At 72.1% G+C, this 22124-nt stretch carries 16 protein-coding genes; 12 read left to right on the top strand and 4 right to left on the bottom strand.

All coding sequences use genetic code 11. The annotated features are described in order from the left end of the window. Positions 1 to 205: 205 nt before the first annotated feature. On the top strand, positions 206 to 3211 hold the full coding sequence (locus tag ACFSL2_RS21450; RefSeq protein ID WP_377199782.1) for an FtsK/SpoIIIE domain-containing protein: 3006 nt from the start codon (positions 206 to 208) through the stop codon (positions 3209 to 3211). On the opposite strand, the gene ACFSL2_RS21445 is transcribed toward ACFSL2_RS21450, so the two are convergent. Next, positions 3174 to 3344, bottom strand: coding sequence for a hypothetical protein (locus ACFSL2_RS21445; RefSeq protein ID WP_377199781.1), 171 nt, complete (start codon positions 3342 to 3344; stop codon positions 3174 to 3176). The two genes, ACFSL2_RS21450 and ACFSL2_RS21445, sit on opposite strands and share 38 nt — an antisense overlap. A gap of 540 nt (positions 3345 to 3884) precedes the next feature. Between ACFSL2_RS21445 and ACFSL2_RS21440 the strand changes: the two genes are divergently transcribed. Continuing rightward, positions 3885 to 4133 carry a WhiB family transcriptional regulator gene (locus ACFSL2_RS21440; RefSeq protein WP_026365970.1) on the top strand — a complete coding sequence of 83 codons (249 nt, stop codon included), beginning with the start codon at positions 3885 to 3887 and terminating at the stop codon, positions 4131 to 4133. A gap of 66 nt (positions 4134 to 4199) precedes the next feature. On the opposite strand, the gene ACFSL2_RS21435 is transcribed toward ACFSL2_RS21440, so the two are convergent. Next, on the bottom strand, positions 4200 to 5684 hold the full coding sequence (locus tag ACFSL2_RS21435) for a sensor histidine kinase (RefSeq protein ID WP_377200869.1): 1485 nt from the start codon (positions 5682 to 5684) through the stop codon (positions 4200 to 4202). A 159-nt stretch (positions 5685 to 5843) separates the two neighbouring features. Here ACFSL2_RS21435 and ACFSL2_RS21430 point away from each other — a divergent pair, with 159 nt between their 5' ends. From ACFSL2_RS21430 to ACFSL2_RS21400, 7 genes are all read left to right on the top strand, one after another. Further along, positions 5844 to 6368 (top strand): DUF2505 domain-containing protein, encoded by a 525-nt coding sequence (locus ACFSL2_RS21430; protein WP_377199780.1) that lies wholly within the window; start codon positions 5844 to 5846, stop codon positions 6366 to 6368. Between the two features lie 278 nt (positions 6369 to 6646). Continuing rightward, the gene (locus ACFSL2_RS21425; RefSeq protein WP_377199779.1) at positions 6647 to 7990 is read left to right on the top strand and encodes an ABC transporter substrate-binding protein; all 1344 of its coding nucleotides are present in this window, start codon (positions 6647 to 6649) and stop codon (positions 7988 to 7990) included. A gap of 188 nt (positions 7991 to 8178) precedes the next feature. After that, positions 8179 to 9507 (top strand): ABC transporter substrate-binding protein, encoded by a 1329-nt coding sequence (locus ACFSL2_RS21420; RefSeq protein WP_377199778.1) that lies wholly within the window; start codon positions 8179 to 8181, stop codon positions 9505 to 9507. Positions 9508 to 9616: 109 nt separating this feature from the next. Continuing rightward, entirely contained in the window at positions 9617 to 10648 is a 1032-nt protein-coding gene (locus ACFSL2_RS21415; protein WP_377199777.1) for a carbohydrate ABC transporter permease, read from the top strand. Then, positions 10645 to 11559, top strand: coding sequence for a carbohydrate ABC transporter permease (locus tag ACFSL2_RS21410; protein WP_377199776.1), 915 nt, complete (start codon positions 10645 to 10647; stop codon positions 11557 to 11559). The genes ACFSL2_RS21415 and ACFSL2_RS21410 overlap by 4 nt, the downstream gene beginning before the upstream one ends. Continuing rightward, on the top strand, positions 11556 to 13151 hold the full coding sequence (locus tag ACFSL2_RS21405) for a GH1 family beta-glucosidase (protein WP_377199775.1): 1596 nt from the start codon (positions 11556 to 11558) through the stop codon (positions 13149 to 13151). The genes ACFSL2_RS21410 and ACFSL2_RS21405 overlap by 4 nt, the downstream gene beginning before the upstream one ends. Next, entirely contained in the window at positions 13148 to 14173 is a 1026-nt protein-coding gene (locus ACFSL2_RS21400; RefSeq protein WP_377199774.1) for a LacI family DNA-binding transcriptional regulator, read from the top strand. Before ACFSL2_RS21405 ends, ACFSL2_RS21400 begins: the two co-directional genes overlap by 4 nt. A gap of 84 nt (positions 14174 to 14257) precedes the next feature. Here ACFSL2_RS21400 and ACFSL2_RS21395 read toward each other — a convergent pair whose 3' ends face one another. Further along, the gene (locus tag ACFSL2_RS21395; protein ID WP_377199773.1) at positions 14258 to 17803 is read right to left on the bottom strand and encodes a bifunctional proline dehydrogenase/L-glutamate gamma-semialdehyde dehydrogenase; all 3546 of its coding nucleotides are present in this window, start codon (positions 17801 to 17803) and stop codon (positions 14258 to 14260) included. A 98-nt stretch (positions 17804 to 17901) separates the two neighbouring features. Here ACFSL2_RS21395 and ACFSL2_RS21390 point away from each other — a divergent pair, with 98 nt between their 5' ends. The 3 genes from ACFSL2_RS21390 to ACFSL2_RS21380 all read left to right on the top strand — a co-directional run bounded on the left by ACFSL2_RS21390 (position 17902) and on the right by ACFSL2_RS21380 (position 21262). Further along, positions 17902 to 18666: a helix-turn-helix domain-containing protein gene (locus ACFSL2_RS21390; RefSeq protein ID WP_377199772.1), complete on the top strand. Its 765-nt coding sequence runs from the start codon at positions 17902 to 17904 to the stop codon at positions 18664 to 18666. A 242-nt stretch (positions 18667 to 18908) separates the two neighbouring features. Next, the gene (locus tag ACFSL2_RS21385; protein ID WP_377199771.1) at positions 18909 to 20216 is read left to right on the top strand and encodes a Glu/Leu/Phe/Val family dehydrogenase; all 1308 of its coding nucleotides are present in this window, start codon (positions 18909 to 18911) and stop codon (positions 20214 to 20216) included. A 116-nt stretch (positions 20217 to 20332) separates the two neighbouring features. After that, positions 20333 to 21262: a putative protein N(5)-glutamine methyltransferase gene (locus ACFSL2_RS21380; RefSeq protein WP_377199770.1), complete on the top strand. Its 930-nt coding sequence runs from the start codon at positions 20333 to 20335 to the stop codon at positions 21260 to 21262. Positions 21263 to 21348: 86 nt separating this feature from the next. Here ACFSL2_RS21380 and hemQ read toward each other — a convergent pair whose 3' ends face one another. Further along, a complete protein-coding gene (hemQ, locus tag ACFSL2_RS21375; RefSeq protein ID WP_377199769.1) occupies positions 21349 to 22098 on the bottom strand; it encodes a hydrogen peroxide-dependent heme synthase in 750 nt (249 codons plus the stop codon). Between the last annotated feature and the right edge of the window lie 26 nt (positions 22099 to 22124).

Genomic DNA, 22124 nt, shown 5'->3' with positions numbered 1-22124 from the left:
GGACCGGTCCGGACATCGGGCGTCGGCCTGATCCTTCCCGGACGGTGTCATCCCCTGGTCGTACATCCGGTCGACCCCGAGTAGGGGCACACCCCCAGGGGTTGTGCCGTAGGGAGCACGACACCTGACCTGTGGAATCGCGAATCATGCACAGGAACCCCAGTCATCGCCCCGCTCGCACGGGTTCACCGGCACGCTGGCGTGCATGACCCGCCCCTGGCACCCCGACGACGCCGTGCTCGTGACCCTGCACCCCGGCGAGGACGTACTCCTTCGCCCGGGAGCCCGCCTCGCCGACCTGCGCGCTCCCCTCGCGACGCTCACGCGGCGTCCGGAGCTCCGGTACGCCGAGCTCACGATCGACGACGCGCCGCTGACCGAGGGCCAGGTGGTCGGTGAGCGCCCCCTGCTGCCCGGCGCCGTCCTCCGGGTGCGACGACCGGGACCCGCCCCGGCCGACCTGGGGCCCGGACCCGGCCTGCGGTCCGCAGCCGGGCGGCGCTGGCTCGTCGCCCGCGTCACCGGGCCCGACGCCGGGACGGTGGTGGGCGTCGACGGCCCCCTTGCCGCGCTTCGGACCTGGGTGCGGCTGCGGCGCGGCGGGCGCCTCGCGGTCCGCCGGTCGGACGGTCCCGCGACGTGGCTCGCACCCCGCCCCGCACCCACGCACGGCGGCATCCCCTGGACGCTCACGCTGCTCCCCCCGGCCGCGTCGCTGGCCCTCGCCGCGACGCTCCGCCAGCCGCTCCTCGCCGTGTTCGCGCTGGTAGGCCTGGCTATGGCCCTCCCACAGCTGCGTGCGGCCCGACAGCGCAGAACGGTGGACAGGGCGCCCCGGCACCGGCTGCCGGGCCTACCCGGCCCGAGCCGGCTCCTCGCCTTCGCGCACGCGGCGCTCCACGTCTCGCCGGGAGCCTGGGCGGCAGCACAGCAGGCCCAGGCCTCCGCCCCCGGCCCGCCGGACGGCACCGCGCCCGAGCCGGCCGCACACCTGATGCCGACGGCGCCCGGCGACCCCTGGGAACCGCTGCTGCACGACGGAGCCGTCGCCGTGCTGGGACCCGGCCCCCTGGCGCGCGCGGTCGCCCGCGCGGTCGTCGCCGGACGCGCCGCCCGCGGCGCATCCGTGCGGCTCGGCCACGGCACCGAGGGCTGGTCCTGGGTGCGCTGGCTACCGGCAGGCGAGCCCCTGGTCCTGGTGCACGACCGCACGGCCGCCCCCACGGCCGCGCGCACCGGAACCTCCGCCGTACCCGCCGCCGACCAGCCCGCCGCCGACCTCGTGGTGTCCGTCGGAGCAGTACCGCCCGGGTGCCGCGCCGTGGCACGCGTGCTCGACACCCGTCACGTCCGCCTCACGGGACCGGACGGAAGAACCCGGACCGTCCCGCTCGTCGGCGTCGCTCCCGAGTGGGCCGAGCACCTGGCCCGCCTGCTCGCCGGCGCCGCCCGCCTCGGCCGGACCGCCGCCGGGCCGCAGGACGGCGACCGGCCACCCGCCACCGTGCCCCTCTCCCAGGCGCACGGGCTCACCGAGATACCGGCACCCCCGGCGCTCACGGCACGCTGGTCCCGCCCCACCGGCTGGAGGGTGCCGCTCGGCGTCGGGCCGGACGGGGCACCCGTAGGCCTCGACCTGGTGCGCGACGGTCCCCACCTGCTCGTCGCCGGCACCACCGGATCGGGCAAGTCGGAACTGCTCCAGACGCTCGTCCTCGGCCTCGCACTGACCCGGCCCCCCGCCGACCTGGCGCTCGTGCTGGTCGACTTCAAGGGCGGCACGAGCCTCGGCGCGTGCCCGGACCTGCCGCACGTGGTGGGCCGGGCCACCGACCTCGAACCCCGGCTCGCCGCGCGGGCGCTCGCGGGTCTGCGAGCGGAGCTGCGCCGACGTGAGCGCGTCCTCGCCGCCCACGCCGTGCCCGACGTCGCGGAACTGCCCGCCGGGGCGCTCCCCCGGCTCGTGGTGGTGATCGACGAGTTCCGTGCCCTGGCCGACGACCTGCCCGAGTTCCTGCCGGCCCTGCTGCGGGTCGCGGCGCAGGGACGGTCGCTCGGTGTGCACCTCGTGCTGGCCACGCAGCGCCCCGGCGGCGCCGTCGGGCCGGACCTGCGGGCGAACGTCAGTGCGCGGCTCGCCCTCCGGGTCACCGACGCGCTGGAGTCACGCGACGTGCTCGACGATCCCGGGGCCGCCCGGATCCCGGCCACAGCACCCGGCCGGGCACTGTTGCGCGTCGGTTCGGCCCCGCCGGTGCCCCTGCAGTGCGCGCACGCCACGACGCCGCTCGAGGCCGCGCCGCCGCTGGTCCGCCGCGCCCCCGCCTGGCCCGCACGCCCCGGCGCTCCGGGCGGCTCCGCGACGACGCACACCTCGACCGGACGTCCGGCGCACTCCTCGACCGGCCCGCCCGGCACCGAGCGAACCGACGCCGAGCCGCCCGACATCGCCACGCAGGTGGTCGAGGCCGCACGCCGGGCGGCGACCGCGCTCGGGCACGTGCCAGGCCCCGCCCCGTGGCTCCCGCAGCTCCCCCGGCGAGCCACCGTCGCGGACCTGCCGCCGGCCACCCGGCGGGACCGGGCCGGGCTCGTCCTCGCCCTCGGGGACGACCCGGACCGGCAACGCCGGACGACCGTCACGTGGCATCCGGACGACGGTCACCTCGCGGTGGTCGGGCGGGCTCGTTCCGGCCGCACCACCGCACTGGTCATCCTCGCGCTGTCCGCACTCCGGCTCGGCTGGGCCGTGCACGGCGTCACCCGCGACCCCGCCGGGCTCGCCGCCCTCGGCGACCAGCCCGGATACGCCGGGACCGTCCGCCCGGACGACCCCGAGGCGATGGCACGCCTCCTCGCCGAGACGGCCCCGGCCGGCGCCGGCCCGGTGCGAACGCTGGTTCTCGTCGACGGCGTCGAGGACGCGCGCGGCAGCGTGCCGCCGGCCGCGCTGCGATCCGGGGCCGCGTTCGCGCTCTCGTCCGACGGGGCGTCGCTGGGCGGTCTGGCGTCGCGCGTCGGACCGCGTCTGGTGCTGCTCGGCACCGACCGCGCGGCCGACGTCGTGCTCGGTGCCCCGGTCGGGTACGCCGGCTCGGGCGGCCCTCCGGGCCGGGCGGTGTGGTGCGGGCGCGGAGATCCGGTGCTCTGCCAGGTGCTCGAGCCCGAGGTCGTCAGCCCTCGGAGCCGGTCTCCGACGTCGCCGCCATGACGGACGGCGTCATGAGCAGGACGCCCACGGCCACCGCGAGCACGAGCGCCGCCCAACCGCCCGCGACGACGATCCCCGCACCGCTCCCGACCGCAGCGACCGACCCGAGGATCTGGAAGAGCTGCCAGGTCACGACGGGTCCGCGACCGGAACGGCGGCCGGCGAGAAGCGCTCGGCCGGACACCACAAGAACCCAGGCAACACCCAGGAGGAAGAGAACCAGAAAGATGCTCACACCGACCGATGAGGAACCACCCGTAAGCAGTTCGCCAAGTAACACCACGGCGAAAGCAACGAGCCCCATCACCTCGATCAGGACGCCGATCACGAGGGCACGAAGAAACGCCGGGACACGGCGCGCGAAAAAGGCTTCCAGTACTGGCACGACGGACTAGGATACTGGTGAGAGGCCTATTCACAATAGTGTGACGGATACCTCAGGGTTCACTGCGCAGAAACTTGCCCGTAACCCCTTGTGCGAGCGTTCACGAGCGTGTGAACCTAGACGCAGCAATCCACCACACCCCCCGAACAAACCCCCGTCGGTCGCCGCCTGGCGCACAGGGATCGCACTCCGATCCGTAACCAGACCTGCGCGCCCCAGACGCACGACGACGATGCTCCCACCCGGCGAGCCGGACGGCGGGTAGTTCCTTCCAAGGAGTACGTGACCATGGACTGGCGCCACCGCGCAGCATGCCTCGAAGAGGACCCCGAGCTGTTCTTCCCGATCGGCAACACGGGCCCCGCCCTGCTGCAGATCGAGGAAGCAAAGGCAGTGTGCCGTCGCTGCGACGTCGTCGATACGTGCCTCAAGTGGGCGATCGAGTCCGGCCAGGACGCCGGCGTCTGGGGCGGTATGAGCGAGGACGAGCGCCGCGCGCTCAAGCGCCGCACTGCGCGCGCACGTCGCGCGGGCTGATCTCCGCACCACCCTTCTCCGCGAGCCGCGCCTGAGCACTCCCCCTTCGCCCAGGCGCGGCTCGCGTCATTCTTTTCCGCCGGCGCCGGCCACCCGCAGCACCAGCTGCAGCTCCACCTGGGTGCCGCCACCCGCACGGGTCGACCATTCGATGGTCCCGCCGAGCTCGTTGGTGACGAGCGTGCGCACGATCTGCGTACCCAGACCGCTGCCAGGACCCCGTCCGCCGGCGCTGCCGTTCTCGGGCAGCCCCACGCCGTCGTCGGCCACCACGACGCGCAGATCCGACTGCTGCCGCTCCACGCCGATCTCGATGGTCCCCACCGAGCGGCCCACGAACCCGTGCTCCACGGCGTTCGTGACCAGCTCGGTCAGGACGAGGGCGAGCGGTGTCGCGTCCTGCGCGGGCACCATGCCGAACGAGCCGTTGCGCACCGTACGGACCGACGTGCCGGCGGAGGCGACGTCGGCGGTGAGGCGCAGCGCCCTGCCCACCATGTCGTCGAGCTCCACCTGCTCGTCCAGGGTCTGCGACAGGCTCTCGTGCACCAGGGCGATGGTCGAGACGCGCCGCATGGCCTCCTCGAGGGCTTCCTTCGCGGCCGGCACGTCCATGCGCCGGGCCTGCAGCCGCAGCAGCGCCGCCACGGTCTGCAGGTTGTTCTTCACCCGGTGGTGGATCTCCCGGATCGTCGCGTCCTTGGTGATGAGCTCACGCTCGCGCCGGCGCAGCTCGGAGACGTCGCGGCACAGCAGCACGGCGCCGATGCGCTGACCACGGTCGGTGAGCGGCATCGCGCGCAGCGACAGCGACACCCCGTGGGCCTCGATGTCCGTACGCCAGGGCGCCCTGCCCATCACCACGAGCGGCAGGGACTCGTCGACCGGCTTGAGCTGTTCGACCATCTCGGCCGTCACCTCGACCAGCGACTGCCCCACGAGCGGACCGATCACGCCGAGCCGGTGAAAGCACGACAGGGCGTTGGGGCTCGCGTAGAGCACCTCGCCCTCGGAGTTGAGGCGGATCAGGCCGTCGCCCACGCGCGGGGCGCCGCGCCGCGAGCCGGTCGCCGCGTTCGGCAGGGGGAACTCACCCCGCGGGATCATCGCGACGAGGTCGTCGGCGGCCTCGACGTAGTTCAGCTCCAGCCGCGACGGCGTGCGCCCCGAACCGAGGTTGGTCTGTCGCGCGATCACCGCTACCGCCGTGTCCTTGTGGACGACGGGGATCGCTTCCTCCCGCACCGCGTACGCGCCGAACCAGCGCGGCTCACGGGCGCGCTGCGCCTTGGCCTCCGCCATCGCCTTCGCGAGCTGCGGCCGCTGCCCTTCCGGCGCGAAGGAGCCCACGATGTCGTCGTAGTGCACCGTCGCTCCCGTCGAGGGGCGGCACTGGGCGATCGCGACGAACCGGCCGTCGTCGGTGGGCAGCCACAGCACCAGGTCCGCGAACGCCAGGTCCGAGACCACCTGCCAGTCGCCGACCAGAAGATGCAGCCACTCGACGTCGGCCGGCTCGAGGTCGGCGTGCTCAAGGATCAGGTCACTCATCGCGGACACGCACCCAGCCTATGCCGGAACCGTCCATGGCCCGTTGCAGGCGCCGGCCGCACCCCCGCCGGTGGCGCCGGCTCCGCAGACCGGACGCGCGCAACGCGTCGGTTAGAGTTCCACCACCGGCATGCTCCGTCGGCGCGAGGAGGAAAGCCCGTGCACCTGACAGTGGACCTGACGTTCCCCGCGAACATCGAAGACGTCTCGGCGATGCTCGCCGACGAGTCGTTCGTGCGATGGCGTGCCCAGCGTTCCACCGGATCCGTGAACGGCGCGGTCGAGCAGGCCGACGTCACCGGTACCGCTGCCACCGGCTTCACCGTGGTGGTCCGGCGCACGCTCCCGACCGACATCATCCCCGTGCAGGCCCGTCCGTTCGTGGGCGCCCACCTGGAGATCCGCCAGGCCGAGGCCTGGGAGGCGGCGTCCGAGGGACGGCGCACCGGCACCGTGGCCGTCGAGATCCTCGGGGCCCCGGTGCGCGTCACCGCCACCGCAGCCCTGACCGCCCTGCCCGACGGCGGGACGCGGCTCACCTACGCGGGAGAGGTACGTGCGACCGTGCCACTGTTCGGCACGGTGATCGAGGAGGCGGCGGTCAGCGCGGTGCGCACCACGCTCGAGACCGAGGCGGAGGCAGGCCGGGACTGGCTCGCGGCCAAGCACCCGGGTACGGCCTGAACCGACCCGCTCCGGACGCCCCTCGGGGGTCGCCCGCCGCCGGCCGCATCGAGCACCACGGCCGGATTCACCCCTGACCAACGCTGCCCTCGACCTGGCGCAACCTCGCCATTTCGGACATAGTTTGCCAATCGCAACCTATGGTTCGTTCAGCCTCCGCCCATCTCGCCGGCGAGTGCTGGAACCTGAGCGAAACATTCGTGTCGGGCAGGGCAACTTTGTGCTCTCATATCGCTTTCCAGCCCCGACACACAGCGTCCCGAACACGAGGAGTCCCAGTGCCCAGCAAACACGGACCGGTCCGAAGCCGGACCGTCGCCCCCAGACACGCGGCCGTCGCCGCCGTCGCGGCCGTCGTCCTGCCCCTCACCGCCTGCGGCTCGCTGCTGGGCGAGAGCCCCGCGAGCACCGAGGACGACGGGGCGCCGATCACGCTCACGGTGTCGACGTTCAACGACTTCGGCTACACCGACGAGATGCTCGCGGCATACACCGAGGAGCACCCGAACGTCACCGTCGAGCACATCGTGGCCCCCACCTCCGACGAGGCCCGCCTGCAGATGCTCAAGGCCTTCACCACCGGTGACGGCGCCGAGCTCGCAGACATCGTCGCGGCCGAGGTCGACTGGATGCCGGAGCTGATGCAGCACCCGGACCTCTTCGAGGACCTGACCGATCCCGCGGTCACCAAGCGCTGGGTGGACTGGAAGGTGTCGCAGGCCACCACGCCGGAGGGCAAGCTGCTCGGTTACGGGACGGACATCGGCCCCGAGGCCATCTGCTACCGCGCCGACCTGTTCGAAGCGGCCGGCCTGCCGAGCGAACGCGCCGAGGTCGCGACCCTGCTCGGCGGCAAGGACGCGTCGTGGGAGCGCTACTTCGAGGTGGGGCGCCAGTTCGCCGAGCAGTCCGACGTCGCCTGGTTCGACGGTGCCACGGGCACGTTCCAGGGCATGGTCAACCAGCTTCCGGCCGCGTTCGAGGACCCGGCGACCCAGAAGCCGACCGATCTCTCGACCAACAACGAGGTGCGTTCGGTCTACGACCAGATCACCGCGGCGATCGACGACGGCCTCTCGGCCGGGCTGGTCCAGTGGACCCCCGAATGGGCCGCCGGGTTCCAGCAGGACGCGTTCGCCACGATGCTGTGCCCGGGCTGGATGATGGGGCCGATCCAGACGAACTCGGAGGGCGTCGAGGGCTGGGACGTCGCCAACGTCTTTCCCGGCGGGGGCGGCAACTGGGGCGGCTCGTTCCTGACCGTCCCGTCGGCAGGGGCCTACACCGAGGAGGCGAAGGAGCTCGCCGCGTGGCTCACCGCTCCCGAGCAGCAGACCGAGGCGTTCACGACCGCGGGTGTGTTCCCGTCGCAGATCGAGGCGCAGAGTTCCAAGGCCGTCCAGGGTTACACCAACCCGTTCTTCAACGATGCCCCCGTGGGCAAGATCTTCACCGACCGGGCGCAGTCCATCGACGGCGCGCCGTACAAGGGGCCGTACTACTTCGCCATCCGCGACGAGGTGAACAACGCCCTGACGGCGGTCGACACCGGGACGAGCGGTCCCGAGATCGCCTGGAACCAGGCGGTGCAGACCGTCGGAGACTTCCGGGTGAAGGAATGAGCGAGACAGTGTTCGCCCAGCGCTCCCCTTGACACGGGACCTTCGACACCGCAACCATCAGTGCCGTGGAAGCGCTACCACCCATGGAGATGGGAGCGCTTCCAGCGCAGGTGCGCCGACGTGCCTGCACGTCGCGCCCGCGACAGAGCTTGACCGCAAGCCCAGACCGCACGACAAGGGAGTCCCCAGTGCTGAGCAGTACCCGACCCACGCGGCGCGCCGCCGCCCGCACCCTCCAGGCGACCGCCGGTGCCGCCGCCGTCGCCCTCGCCCTCACCGCCTGCGGTGGGGCTGCCGAAGGATCCGAAGAGGGATCCGGCGAGGACGGCCCCATCACCCTGAAGGTCGCGACGTTCAACGACTTCGGCTACACCGAGGAGATGCTCGCCGAGTACACGGACGAGCACCCGAACGTCACCGTCGAGCACATCACGGCCGCCACGACCGATGACGCCCGCAGCAACATGACGACCAAGCTCGCCGCGGGTGGCGAGGGCCTGGCCGACATCGAGGCCATCGAGGTCGACTGGCTGCCGGAGCTCATGCAGTACCCGGACCTGTTCACCGATCTGGCCGACCCCGCGCTCGACGGCCGCTGGGTGGACTGGAAGGTCCAGCAGGCCACGACGCCCGAGGGCAAGGTCATCGGCTACGGCACGGACATCGGCCCCGAGGCCATCTGCTACCGGTCCGACCTGTTCGAGGAGGCCGGCCTGCCGACCGACCGTGCAGAGGTCGCCGAGCTCCTCGGTGGCGAGAGCGCCACGTGGGAGGACTACTTCGCCGCGGGCCGCGAGTTCGTGAAGAAGTCCGACGCCGCCTGGTACGACAGCGCAGCGGGCACGTTCCAGGGCATGGTCAACCAGCTGCCCGCCGCGTTCGAGGACCCGGAGTCGGGTGAGCCCAAGGCGCTCGGGGACAACACCGAGGTCAAGGACATCTACGACGAGATCACCGCGTCCGTCGAGGACGACCTGTCCGCAGGTCTCGAGCAGTGGGGCGGCGACTGGGACGCTGGGTTCCAGAACGACGCCTTCGCCACGATGCTCTGCCCGGCCTGGATGACGGGCCCGATCGAGGAGCGCTCCGGTGGCGTGGAGGGCTGGGACGTCGCCGACGTCTTCCCCGGTGGTGGTGGTAACTGGGGCGGTTCGTTCCTGACCGTCCCCGCCTCGGGCGAGAACACCGAGGCCGCCAAGGAGCTCGCCGCGTGGCTGACCGACCCCGCGCAGCAGACCAAGGCGTTCGAGTCCGCCGGCACGTTCCCGTCGCAGCTCGAGGCGCAGGACTCCGAGGCCGTCCAGAGCTTCACCAACCCGTTCTTCAACGACGCGCCGGTGGGCGAGATCTTCTCCACCCGTGCCCAGAACATCGACGGCGCCCCGTACAAGGGCGCCCACTACTTCGCCATCCGTGACGAGGTCACCAACGCGCTCAACCGCGTCGACATCTCCAAGTCGCAGGACGCCCAGAAGTCCTGGGACGAGGCCGTCGAGAAGGCCGCGGCCCTCGGCTGATCCTGACCGACCCTGACGTGTCAGACACACAGGTCACGCCCGTGACCTGTGTGTCTGACACGTCAGCGGGCAAGTAACCCACACCGACGATGACGCGGCGGAAGATGACATGGCTGTCCTGACACCTCAACGATCGGCACCGGGCTCCGGTGCACCCCAGCGCGAGTCGCGCAGACTGGGCTTCTCCCAACGGCTGGGCCGCTGGGACGTGAAGCTCTCCCCGTACCTGTACATCTCGCCGTTCTTCATCCTGTTCGCGGTGACCGGCCTGTTCCCCCTCGCCTACACCGCGTTCGTCTCGGTGCACGAGTGGAGCCTGCTCGGCGGGCAGGGCGAGTTCGTCGGCCTGCAGAACTTCGCGGACGTGCTGGCCCACCCGACGTTCTGGAAGTCCCTGGGCAACACGCTGTCGATCTTCGTGTTCTCCTCCGTGCCGCAGGTGATCATGGCGATCACGATCGCCGCGCTGCTGGACCAGAACCTCCGCTCGGCCACGTTCTGGCGCATGGGTGTCCTGATCCCCTACGTCGTCGCACCCGTCGCCGTCTCGATCATCTTCGGCCGCCTGTTCGCCGACCAGTACGGGCTGATCAACTCCCTGCTCAACACGATCGGCCTGGACTCCATCGCCTGGCACGGAGACCGGATCGCCAGCCACATCGCCATCGCCTCGATGGTCAACTACCGCTGGATGGGCTACAACGCCCTGATCTTCCTCGCCGCGATGCAAGCGGTACCCCGCGAGCTCTACGAGGCCGCCGTGATCGACGGCGCCGGCCGCGTACGCCAGTTCTTCTCCATCACCGTGCCGCAGATCCGCGCCACCATCATCTTCGTCGTCATCACCTCCACGATCGGCGGCCTGCAGATCTTCGACGAGGTCCGCCTGTTCGACCCGATCGGCCTCGGCGGCCCCGACCGCAACTGGATGACCACCGTCGTCTTCCTCTACGACACCGCATGGGGCAACCAGCACAGCCTCGGCCGCGCGTCCGCCGTCGCCTGGCTGCTGTTCCTCCTGATCGTCCTGATCGGCCTGGCCAACTTCCTGATCACCCGACGGATCTCCTCAGCCGGCCCCACCAAGAAGTCGAAGCGCAAGAGCACCACCACCACCACCACGAGCCGGGGGGACGCATGAGCTCCGTCGCCGTCACCGCCCAGACCGCCGGGCCAGCAGCCGCCAAGACCGCGGTGCGCCGCCGCGCCCGCAAGACCGGCAGCGCCACCCACCGCGCCGGCCCCCTGGTCTACCTCCTGCTCGGCATCACCCTGCTGATCTCCGCCTTCCCGCTGTACTTCACCCTGCTGCTCGGCTCGTCCGACCCCGTGGCGATCTCGCAGAACGCGGTGCCGCAATGGCTGCCGGACCTGTCGCTGTTCACCCAGTTCCGCACGGTCATCGAAGCCACCCAGATCAACTTCTGGCTCGCGCTGGCCAACTCCCTGATCATCGCGATCCTCGTCTCCGCATCGGTCGTGCTGTTCTCCACGCTGGCCGGCTACTCATTCGCGAAGCTGCGCTTCCGCGGCCGCGGCCCCCTGCTCGTGTTCGTCATCGCGACCATGGCCGTACCCACCCAGCTCGGCGTGATCCCGATGTACATCCTCATGTCCGACCTCGGCTGGATCGGCAAGCTGCAAGCCGTCATCGTGCCCGCCCTGGTGGCCGCCTTCGGCGTCTTCTGGATGACGCAGTACCTCGCCGAGGCGCTCCCCTACGAGCTCATCGAAGCCGCCCGCGTCGACGGCGCCTCCATGATCCGCACCTTCTGGTCCATCGCACTGCCCGCCGCACGGCCCGCGGCAGCGATGCTCGGCCTGTTCACCTTCGTCCAGCAATGGACCAACTACTTCTGGCCCTCGATCGTCCTCAACTCCGAGAACCCGACCCTGCCACTCGTCGTAAAGTCACTGCAGTCGAACTACTTCGTGGACTACTCGTTGGTCATGGGCGGCGTGTTCCTCGTGACACTCCCCCTGCTCGTGATCTTCGCCTTCGTCGGCAAGCAGCTCGTAGCAGGCATCATGCAAGGAGCCGTGAAGGGATGACTCAGGAGATGACGCTGAACGTCAAGAGCACGGGGACGCTGCGGGTCCCGGCCCCCGGCACCGCCCTGCCGTACACACCGACTGCCCCGCGCACGGCGCCGACGTCGAACACGACCGGCACCGTCCCGTTCCCCGACGGCTTTCTCTGGGGCGCCGCCACGGCCGCCTACCAGGTCGAGGGTGCCGCACACGAGGACGGCCGCGAGGACTCCGTCTGGGACGTGTTCGCCAAGGTCCCGGGCGCCGTGCTCGGCCAGGACGACGGCGAGGTCGCCTGCGACCAGTACCACCGCTACCCGGCCGACGTCGCCCTCATGAAGGACCTCGGCATCAAGGCCTACCGGTTCTCGACGTCGTGGGCCCGGGTGGTCCCCGGCGGGCGCGAGGTCAACCCGGCCGGTGTCGCGTACTACGACCGGCTCGTGGACGAGCTGCTCGGTGCCGACATCCTGCCCTGGCTCACGCTGTACCACTGGGACCTGCCGCAGGCGATCGAGGCCGAGTCGAACGGCTGGGTGAACCGCGACACCGCCTACCGGTTCCGCGACTACGCCGTGACCATGCACGAGGCCATCGGCGACCGCGTCGACGTGTGGACCACGCTCAACGAGCCGTGGTGCGCCGCGTTCCTCGGCTACACCGGTGGTCAGCACGCGCCGGGCCGGCAGTCCCGCGAGGACGGGCTGGCCGCGGCGCACCACCTGTCGCTCGGCCACGGCCTCGCCGTGCAGGCGCTGCGGGAGCGCGCCCCCGACGCGAACCTCGGCATCACGCTCAACTTCGAGGTCGAGGACCCGCTGAACCCCGACGACCCCGCCGACGTCGACGCCGCACGTCGCCTCGACGGAGGGTTCACCCGGATCTTCGCCGACCCGATCCTGCGCGGCGCGTACCCCGACGACGTGCTGGAGGACGTGCGCGAGTACGGTCTCGAACGGCACATCCACGAGGGCGACCTCGAGATCATCTCGACGCCCATCGACTCGCTCGGCGTGAACTACTACCACGGCAACGCCGTCTCGGCGACGCCTCCCGAGCACGCCCTGGACGGCGGCGCACCGGTGACGCGACCGTCGTCGTCCCCGTTCCCGGGCGGTGACGGCGCGTACACGCACCCGCGTGGTCTGCCCCTCACCGACCAGAACTGGGAGGTCCAGCCCGAGGGCCTGACCCGGCTCCTCCTGCGCCTGCAGCAGGACTACACGGGACCGCGGGGCATCGCGCTGTACGTGACGGAGAACGGCAGCGCCTACGAGGACGTCGCCGGTCCGGACGGGTTCGTGGACGACCAGGAGCGTCTCGGCTTCATCGACGTGCACCTGCGGGCCGTCAAGGACGCCATCGACGAGGGCGCCGACGTGCGCGGATACTTCGGCTGGTCGCTGCTCGACAACTACGAGTGGGCGTGGGGCTACGGAAAACGCTTCGGTCTCGTGCGTGTCGACTACGAGACGCAGCAGCGCACGGTGAAGTCGTCCGGCCGCTGGTACGGTCAGGTCGCGCGGGCCAATGCCGTTCCGGAGCGATCGGCGTCGCCCGTGTCGCACTCGAGCGACGACAACGGCGGAGACAAGGCGGTTTCCCAGGCGTGACGACCTCAGGCCCACCCACTCTGGACGACGTGGCCCAGGCGGCCGGGGTGTCCCGGTCGACCGCGTCGCGCGCCATCAACGGTGGCCTGCGAGTCTCTCCCGAGGCGCAGGCGGCGGTGGACGACGCCGTCGCCCGCCTCGGGTACGCACCGAACCGCGCCGCCAGGTCCCTCGTGACCCGGCGGACCGACTCGATAGCGCTCGTGGTCCCCGAGCCGGACCAGCGCATCCTCACCGACCCGTTCCTCAGCGGCACCCTCGCGGGGGTGAGCGAGGGGCTGGCCGGCACGGACCTGCAGCTCGTGCTGCTGCTCGCCCGGCCGGGCGAGCAGCGCGGGCGCGTGGGCCGCTACCTGCGCAGCGGCCACGTGGACGGCGTCATCGTGGCGTCGCACCACCAGGGCGACCAGCTCGAGACGGAGCTCGGCCCCACCATGCTGCCGGCCGTCTTCGTGGGACGGCTCTTCGAGCCGGACCCGCAGTTCTCCCGCGGCCTGCGCTACGTGGACGTCGACAACGTCACCGGCGGACGTATCGCCACCCAGCGGATGATCGACCGCGGGCGCCGGCGGATCGGAACGATCACCGGACCGCTCGACATGCCTGCGGGCGTGGACCGCATGCTCGGGTGGCAGGAGGCCCTGCGCGACGCCGGGCTGCCCGACGATGCCGTGGTCGAGGGCGACTTCACCTCGGCCGGGGCTGTCGTCGCGGCCGGCCGCCTCCTGGACCAGCACCCCGACCTGGACGGCATCTTCGCCGCCTCCGACCTGATGGCGGAGGCGACGCTGCGCGTGCTCGCCGACCGCGGCCGGTCCGTTCCTGATGACGTCTCCGTGGTCGGGTTCGACGACCTCGGCATCGCCGAGACGACCTCCCCGCGCCTCACCACGGTCCACAACCCGGTGGTGCAGATGGTGGGGGCGGCCACGAGCATGCTCGTCGACCTGGTGGCGGGCCGCCCCGTCCGCGACGAGCGCCGCATCTTCGCCCCCCGCCTGATCGAGGGCGACTCGGCCTGACCGCCCCCCACACGCCGTTGAGTGCTGGCTATTCGTTGCTTCAGAGGCTTGAGAGCAACACATGGCCAGCACTCAACGGAAGGGTCAGGCTGTGCGGAGGTGGCCGTAGCGGTGCATGGTGCGGCTCACCGCCTGCTCGCGGAGCATCGTCAGGAGCTCGCGGCGACCGCTCGCCAGGACCGGGGCGTCCAGCACCGTGGCCGAGCCGAGGCGGCTCGCCGCGGCGTCCCGCAGGCCGGGGGCCTCGCCCACCACCCGGATCCGGCCGGTCACCTTGCCGTCGGCGACGGCCTCGGCGAACGCCTCGTCCGTCATCTCCCGCTGCCCGACGACGGTCGCGGGAACGTCCGCCCGGGCAGCCGCGGCCAGCACGCGCTGCACCTCGACCTCCGGCGCGTCGGCGCCGACCCGCACCGTGATGCCGGGGACGGGCCGGTAGCGGAACACGTTGGTCTCGACGCCGAGCGCCGACGGGTCGTGCTCCGGAGCGAACTCGGTGGCCCACGCGCGTTCGTCGTCCGCCCGCGCCCAGGCGAGCCACGCGGCGGGGTCGGCCGTGCGCGACGGCACGTCGGGCGCGTCCTCCCAGCGGCCGAGCTGGGCGATGTAGTTGGGGCCGCCCGCCTTGGCGCCCGGTCCCACCGACGAAGCCTTCCAGCCGCCGAACGACTGCCGCTGCACGATGGCGCCGGTGATGTGCCGGTTCACGTAGGCGTTGCCGACCTCGACCCGGTCGAGCCAGCGGTCCACCTCGGTGTCGTCCAGCGAGTGGATACCGCCCGTGAGGCCGAACGACACGGCGTTCTGCAGCGCGAGCGCCTCGTCCAGGTTGCGGGCGGTCATGATGCCCAGCACCGGGCCGAAGCACTCGGTGAGGTGGAAGAAGGATCCCGGGCGGACCCCGGCGCGTACCCCGGGAGTCCAGAGCCGGCCGCGGCCCAGGCCCGCGTCCTGCGCCACCGGGTCGAGCCGCCGCGGCCGCACGAGCCAGCTCTCGCCGGGCTCCAGCGTGGTCAGCGCGCGCAGCAGCTTGCCCTGCGCCGGTTCGGTGAGCGGTCCCATCACGGTCGCCAGGTCCGTCGCGGGCCCGACGGCGAGCGAGGCCACGGCGTCGACCAGCTGGCGGCGGAACCGCTCGCCCGTCGTCGTGCGCGGGTCGCCGACCGAGCCGACGAGGATCACGAGCGACGCCGCCGAGCACTTCTGTCCCGCGTGTCCGAAGGCGGAGCGCACGACGTCCGCAACCGCCAGGTCGAGGTCGGCCGACGGGGTGACGATCAGCGCGTTCTTGCCGGAGGTCTCCGCGAGCACCGGCAGCTCCGGCCGCCAGGAGGCGAACATCTCGGCGGTCTCGATGGCGCCGGTCAGGATCACCCGGGAGACACCGTCGTGCGTCACGAGCCGGCGGCCGAGGTCGCCGTCGGGCACGCGGACGAACTGCGCGACGTCACGGGCGAGCGCCGAGTCCAGCCCGATCTCGGGGGCGACCTCGTCGAGCGCGGCGTGCACGGCCTCGACGGCGAGCTCCAGGCAGCGGGGCGTGGGCGGCGCGGGCTTCGCGATGACCGCGGTCCCGGCTGCGAGACCCGCGAGCACGCCGCCGATCGGGATGGCGACGGGGAAGTTCCACGGCGGGGTGACCAGGGTGACGCCGTCCGGCGTGAACCGGGCACCCGGCCAGGCCTCCGACGTCGGGTCGAGCGCCTCGGCCGCCTGCGCGTAGTACGCGGCGAAGTCCACGGCCTCGCTGACCTCGGGGTCCGCCTCCGCCACCGTCTTGCCGGCCTCGTGGACCATCGCGGCGACCAGGTCGGTGCGGGCGGCCTCGAGGTGCTTGGCGGCCGCGCGGAGCACGCGGCCCCGGTCCGTCGCGGAGACCTTGGACCACGCGGCGGCGGCGCGGCGGGCGAGCGCCACCACGTCGTCGACCTGGGCGGACGTCGCCAGCGGCTCCGCGAGCACCGGGACGTACCCGGAGCGGGAGCTGGTGACCTGCTGCGCCCATGTGCGGTGCGCGTCCACCGAGGGGTCGGTGTCGGCGGAGTTGTGGAACGGTCCGGTCACGGGCTGCGGTGCGGTGCGCGGACGGCGGCGCGGCGTGACGTCACTGGGCGAGTAGTGCACGCCCAGGGTGACCGACGCGCGGAACGCGGCCTCCTGCCGGTCCATCGGGACCTCGGTGGCCGAGGTGGTCGGCGTCGGGGCGAACGCCGCGTGCAGGAAGTTCTGCTCCGTCGCGTTCTCCTCCAGGCGGCGCACCAGGTAGGAGATCGCCACGTCGAAGTCCTCGTCGCGGACCACGGGGGTGTACAGCACCACCCGGCCGTCGTCCTTGGCGACCTCGTCGCGGACCGCCGCGGCCTCGGTGGGGGCCATGCCCTGCAGCATCTCGACGTCGAGCGCCTCGGAGACGCCACGGGCGCGGCCGAGCAGGATCGCGAGCGCGACGTGGAACAGGTTGTGCGACGCCGCGCCGATCCGGACGGCCCGGGCGCGCTCGGGGCGCAGCGCGTGGTCGAGCATGCGCACGTAGTTGGCGTCGACGTCGGCCTTAGTCGGGTACGGCGCCTGGGCCCAGTCGTGCAGGGTGGCCTCGACGTGCTCCATGGCGAGGTTCGCGCCCTTCACGATGCGCACCTTGATGCGCGCGCCGCCGTCGGCCACCCGCCGCGTGGCGAACTCGGTGAGACCGTCCAGGGCTCCGAGGCCGTCCGGCAGGTAGGCCTGCAGCACGATGCCGGCCTCCAGGTCGCGGAACTCGTCGCGGCCGAGGATCTCGGTGAACACCGCGGTCGTCAGGGCGAGGTCGCGGTACTCCTCCATGTCGAGGTTGAGGAAGACACCGTGGTCGCGAGCTGCGCGGTACAGCGGCAGGAGGCGCTCGACGACGCGGTCGCGGGAGCCCTCGAGGTCCCACGTGACGAGCTGTGCGGCGACGCTGGAGACCTTGATCGAGACGTAGTCGACGTCGGGGCGCTCCACCAGGGCGATGGTGCGGGCCAGGCGGGCGGCTGCCTCGTCCTCGCCGAGCACCGCCTCGCCGAGGAGGTTCACGTTGAGGATGTAGCCCTCGGCCCGGGTGCGGGCGAGGTGGGCCGTGAGGCCGGAGCCGGCGTCGGCCACGAGGTGTCCGACGAGCTGGCGGAGCCGGATGCGCGCGGCGGGCACCACGATGCCGGGGAACACGGGTGCGGCCAGGGCGCCGGCCCGGAACAGCGCACGGTCGGCCGGGCTGAGGAACGTGGCGCTGCCCGCGCTCTTGCCGAGGCGGGCCAGGGCCTTCGCGGCGACGTGGGTGTCCTGCGGGCGGGCGACGTCGTCGACGAACCCGACGGCGAGCTCCAGCCCGGCAGGGTCGGACACGAGGGCGCCCAGTGCGGCCGAGGCGCGGGCCACGGCCTTGTCGGTCTTCGTACTGCCGGCAGCACTGCCGGTGGTACCGGCGGCTGCGCCGGTGGCGGTGCCGATCCACGTCCTGGCGAGGGCTACGGCGTCCTCGACCAGCGTGTCGGCGGCGGGCTTCGCGGGCGGCTCGGTCGGAGCCGGTGGCGTGGCGCTGTCCGGTGCGCCTGCGCCCCCGGTCGGGACTGCGGCGGAAGCGGCGCTCTCGCGCCGAGCAGAGGTCTTCATCCTTCCAGGGTGCACCCGAACGAGGTTGTATGTATTGGCGGGATCACTCGCTCTTCGCACCGGTTTTCGCCAAGAGGGGCGCGTAGCATCAGGTCGCGATGAGCAACCCGTCGAACGACGCCGCTCGGCCTGAGACGAAGGCCCTGCTGGCCGCGCTGAACCCTGCCATGGTCTCCCTCATGGACGAGCTGTCCGGGGTCATGTTCTGCGCCAAGGACGCCGACGGGCGGTACGTGCTCGTCAACCAGGTCTTCGTGGGCCGCACCCGGGAACGGTCCCGGCGCGACGTGATCGGCAAGCGTGCCGCCGACCTGTTCGTCCCGGAGCTGGCCGAGCGCTACGAGAGCCAGGACATCCGGGTGCGTACCACCGACCAGCCGTTGCGGGGTGAGCTCGAGCTGATCCGGCACGTGGGCGGTGCGCCCGGCTGGTTCCTCACCTCGAAGCTGCCCCTGCACGACGAGGCGGGTACCTACGTGGGGCTCGTGTCGGTGTCGCAGGACCTGCGTTCCGGTGACGCCGACGACGCAACCATCCAGGCGATGGCCCGGCTCCGGGCCGACATCGAGGGCTTGCTGGAGCAGGGCGAGGTGCCGTCCGTCGCCGATCTCGCCGTCCTCGCCGACTGCACCGCCGCGTCGCTGGACCGCCGGGTGCGCCGGGTGTTCGGGCTCTCGCCCCGGCAGCTCGTGCTGCGGCTGCGGGTCGACCGCGCGGCGCACCTGCTGACCTCCAGCACGGTGCCGCTGGCCCAGGTCGCGGCGGCCGCGGGCTTCTACGACCAGCCGTCGTTCTCCCGGACCTTCGCCCGGCTGACCGGCGAGACCCCGTCGTCGTTCCGCAACCGGTCGAGGCGCGGCTGAGCCTGCCGTCAGCAAGCGACCGCACCCAGTCCATGCGTAAAATTCCAGGTACGGAGGCGCGGTGACGGCAGACTTTCGCCGTGTGAGCCCTGCGACCACCGAATCATCACCGAACCGGTTCTCGCCGTAGAGCAAGCAGGGCCATCGAAGCGATACGGTGATACCCGAGGCGCAAACCCCGCGCCGCGCAGCCCGCGCCCCGCTCGCAAGGCGGCAAGCGCCGTTCTCCCCGGAGGACCCACGTGACGACGACAACGACGTCCATACCCGCATCACCACCCAGCTTCGCACCGGCCGGATCCCCTTCCGAGGGTTCCGCCCTGGCGACCGCGCACGCACAGCTCGCCACAGCGGCGGAGATCCTCGGCTATGACGAGGGCCTGCATCGCATGCTCGCGACCCCGCGACGTGAGATCCACGTCGCGGTGCCGCTGCGCCGCGACTCGGGCGAGACGGTGCTGTTCCACGGTTTCCGTGTGCAGCACAACGTCAGCCTCGGCCCCGGCAAGGGCGGCCTGCGCTACCACCCCTCGGTCGACGTCGACGAGGTCCGGGCGCTGGCCATGTGGATGACCTGGAAGTGTGCGGTGGTCAACCTGCCGTACGGCGGCGCCAAGGGCGGTGTCGCCATCGACCCCCGCGGCTACTCGCAGAGCGAGCTGGAGCGCGTGACCCGGCGGTACACGTCGGAGATCATGCCGATGATCGGTCCCGACACCGACATCATGGCTCCGGACATGGGTACCGACTCCCAGACCATGGCCTGGGTCATGGACACCTACTCGGTCAACCGCGGTTACACGATCCCCGCCGTCGTGACCGGCAAGCCTCTCGAGGTGGGCGGCTCGCTGGGCCGCGGTACGGCGACGTCGGCGGGCATCGTGCACGTCACGTCGGCCGCTCTCGCCGAGGCGGGTGTCGGTCTCGGCGACGTGTCCGTCGCCATCCAGGGCTTCGGCAAGGTCGGTTCGCACGCGGCGGCCATCTTCGCGGCGCGCGGCGCGCGCGTCGTCGCCGTGAGCGACCAGTACGGCGGCATCCGGGCCGACGGCGGTCTGGACGTGCCCCGCCTCATGGAGCACATGCAGCGCACCGGTTCGGTCATGGACTTCCCCGACGCCGACCGGATCTCCAACACGGAGCTCCTCGGGCTCGACGTCGACGTGCTGGTCCCGGCCGCGATCGAGGGTGTGCTCGACGAGACCACCGCGAGCAGCGTCAAGGCCCGCTGGGTGGTCGAGGGAGCCAACGGTCCGACGACCGAGGCCGGTGACGCGCTGCTGGCCAAGAACGACGTGACGGTGGTCCCGGACGTCCTCGCGAACGCCGGTGGTGTGGTCGTCTCCTACTTCGAGTGGGTCCAGGCGAACCAGACGTACTGGTGGACCGAGGCCGAGATCGCGGACAAGCTGGAGCACCGCATGACCACCGCGTACGCGGAGGTCTCGGCCCTGGCACGGCGCGAGGGCCTGTCCCTGCGCGACGCCGCCCTCGTCATCGGCGTCAAGCGGGTCGCCGAGGCGCACCAGATCCGGGGCCTGTACCCCTGATCACGGCGTGGTCAGATCCCCAGGACGCTCCGGTGACCTGGGGATCTGGCATGTCAGGTGTGGGTTTGCCCGGACCGGTCTCATCCAACGACCCTGCGCTCGCCTACCCTCAGGTCATGGACGAACTGGTGGCGCGGCTTCGAGCTGCCGGCTGTGTCTTCGCCGAGGACGAGGCACGGATCCTGGCCGAGGCGGCCGGCGACGACGCGGCGCGGCTCGAACGGCTGGTCTCCGCGCGGGTCGACGGGCTGCCGCTGGAGCACCTGGTGGGCTGGGTCGAGCTCGACGGTCTGCGCTGGCTGGTCGCGCCGGGGGTGTTCGTCCCGCGCCGGCGGTCCGAGCTGCTGGTCCGGGAGGCGGCGGAGCGGGCGGCCGCCGTCGCCACCAGAGCCGCGGCCCGGGCAACCGGAGCGACGGGCACGCTCACCGCGGCGACCGCCGTCGGCCCGGTGCTCCTGGTCGATCTGTGCTGCGGCTGCGGCGCACTCGGCGGCGCGGTGGCGAACCGCCTCCGCGTCGCGGGGCACGACGTCGAGGTCCACGCCGCCGACGTCGACCCGGCGGCCGTCGCCTGCGCACACGAGAACCTCGAGGCACTGTCCGATGCCGACGCCGATGCCGCGCCGGGCCTCGGCCGACTCACCGCGCACACCTACGCGGGCGACCTCGCGGACCCGCTCCCGGCCGAGGTGTGGGGCCGCGTCGACGTCCTCGTCGCGAACGCGCCGTACGTACCGACGGCCGCGATCAGCCTGATGCCGCCCGAGGCCCGGGAGCACGAGCCGCACGCGGCGCTCGACGGGGGTGGCGACGGCCTGATGATCCTGCGCCGGGTGATCGACCTGGCCCCCCGGCTCCTGCGCCCGGGCGGACACCTGCTCGTCGAGACGGGCGACGGCCAGGTGAGCGCCGCCGTCGGGCACCTGACGGCGGCCGGGCTGATCACGACCGTCCTGACCGACGACGAGCTGGGCGCCACGGCCCTGGCCGGGACCCTGCCGGAGCAGTCGCGCGGCACGGGCGCGGCGGATGAGCCGGCGGGGTGACTCTACGCATTCGGGGTCTCTCCCTGAGCCCGACACGCCGTCCGCGACACGCGCTCACGGCGCCGAGCACGGGGCCGGGCACGGGATCAGCTCAGGGGCTGGCGGGACGCCCACGCCTCCAGGCTCGTGCGTGGGCCCGTGAAGAACGGGACCTCCTCGCGCACGTGCCGGCGGGCCTCGGTGGCACGCAGGTCGCGCATCAGGTCGACGATGCGGTGCAGCTCGTCCGCCTCGAACGCGAGGATCCACTCGTAGTCACCGAGCGCGAACGCGGAGACCGTGTTGGCCCGGACGTCCTTGTAGCCCGCGGCCGCCATGCCGTGGTCACGCAGCATCGTGCGGCGCTCGGCCTCGGGCAGCAGGTACCAGTCGTAGGAGCGCACGAACGGGTAGACGCAGATGTAGTCGCGCGGAGCCTCCCCCGCGAGGAACGCCGGCACGTGCCCCCGGTTGAACTCGGCGGGGCGGTGCAGCGCCGCGACCGACCACACCGGCTCCAGGGACCGGCCCAGCTCGGACGCACGCAGTGCCTGGTAGGCGCCCTGCACCGCCTCGATCGACGGCCCGTGGGTCCAGAGCAGGAGGTCGGCGTCGGACCGCAGACCGCCCACGTCGTACCAACCGCGGGTCACGAGGTCCCCGGTGGTCGCTGCCGGGTCACCGGCGCCACCGACGGCGGCCTCGGCGTCGGCCACCACCGCCTTGCGCTCCGCCTCGTCCGCCGGGAGCGTCTCCGTCACGGAGAAGACCGAGAACATCGTGTACCGGATGCTGTCGTTGATGGCGGCGGTGTCGATCTCGTGTCCGGTGTCCCCGTGCACGTGTGGCTCGTTCATGTGATGCCTCTCGCTCGTGGCCGTCC

The sequence above is a fragment of the Promicromonospora aerolata genome (genome assembly GCF_042682255.1).
Lineage (GTDB): Bacteria > Actinomycetota > Actinomycetes > Actinomycetales > Cellulomonadaceae > Promicromonospora > Promicromonospora aerolata.
The sequence above is the reverse complement of the archived record's forward strand: the minus strand, read 5'-3'. Positions and strand labels throughout refer to the sequence as shown.

Excerpts from the sequence above, each read along its gene's own strand:
- ACFSL2_RS21410 (WP_377199776.1), top strand. The coding sequence starts at position 10,645 with ATGAGCTCCGTCGCCGTCACCGCCCAGACCGCCGGGCCAGCAGCCGCC.
- ACFSL2_RS21435 (WP_377200869.1), bottom strand. The coding sequence starts at position 5,684 with ATGAGTGACCTGATCCTTGAGCACGCCGACCTCGAGCCGGCCGACGTC.
- ACFSL2_RS21405 (WP_377199775.1), top strand. The coding sequence starts at position 11,556 with ATGACTCAGGAGATGACGCTGAACGTCAAGAGCACGGGGACGCTGCGG.
- ACFSL2_RS21450 (WP_377199782.1), top strand. The coding sequence starts at position 206 with ATGACCCGCCCCTGGCACCCCGACGACGCCGTGCTCGTGACCCTGCAC.
- ACFSL2_RS21390 (WP_377199772.1), top strand. The coding sequence starts at position 17,902 with ATGAGCAACCCGTCGAACGACGCCGCTCGGCCTGAGACGAAGGCCCTG.
- ACFSL2_RS21380 (WP_377199770.1), top strand. The coding sequence starts at position 20,333 with ATGGACGAACTGGTGGCGCGGCTTCGAGCTGCCGGCTGTGTCTTCGCC.
- ACFSL2_RS21440 (WP_026365970.1), top strand. The coding sequence starts at position 3,885 with ATGGACTGGCGCCACCGCGCAGCATGCCTCGAAGAGGACCCCGAGCTG.
- ACFSL2_RS21395 (WP_377199773.1), bottom strand. The coding sequence starts at position 17,803 with ATGAAGACCTCTGCTCGGCGCGAGAGCGCCGCTTCCGCCGCAGTCCCG.
- hemQ (WP_377199769.1), bottom strand. The coding sequence starts at position 22,098 with ATGAACGAGCCACACGTGCACGGGGACACCGGACACGAGATCGACACC.
- ACFSL2_RS21415 (WP_377199777.1), top strand. The coding sequence starts at position 9,617 with ATGGCTGTCCTGACACCTCAACGATCGGCACCGGGCTCCGGTGCACCC.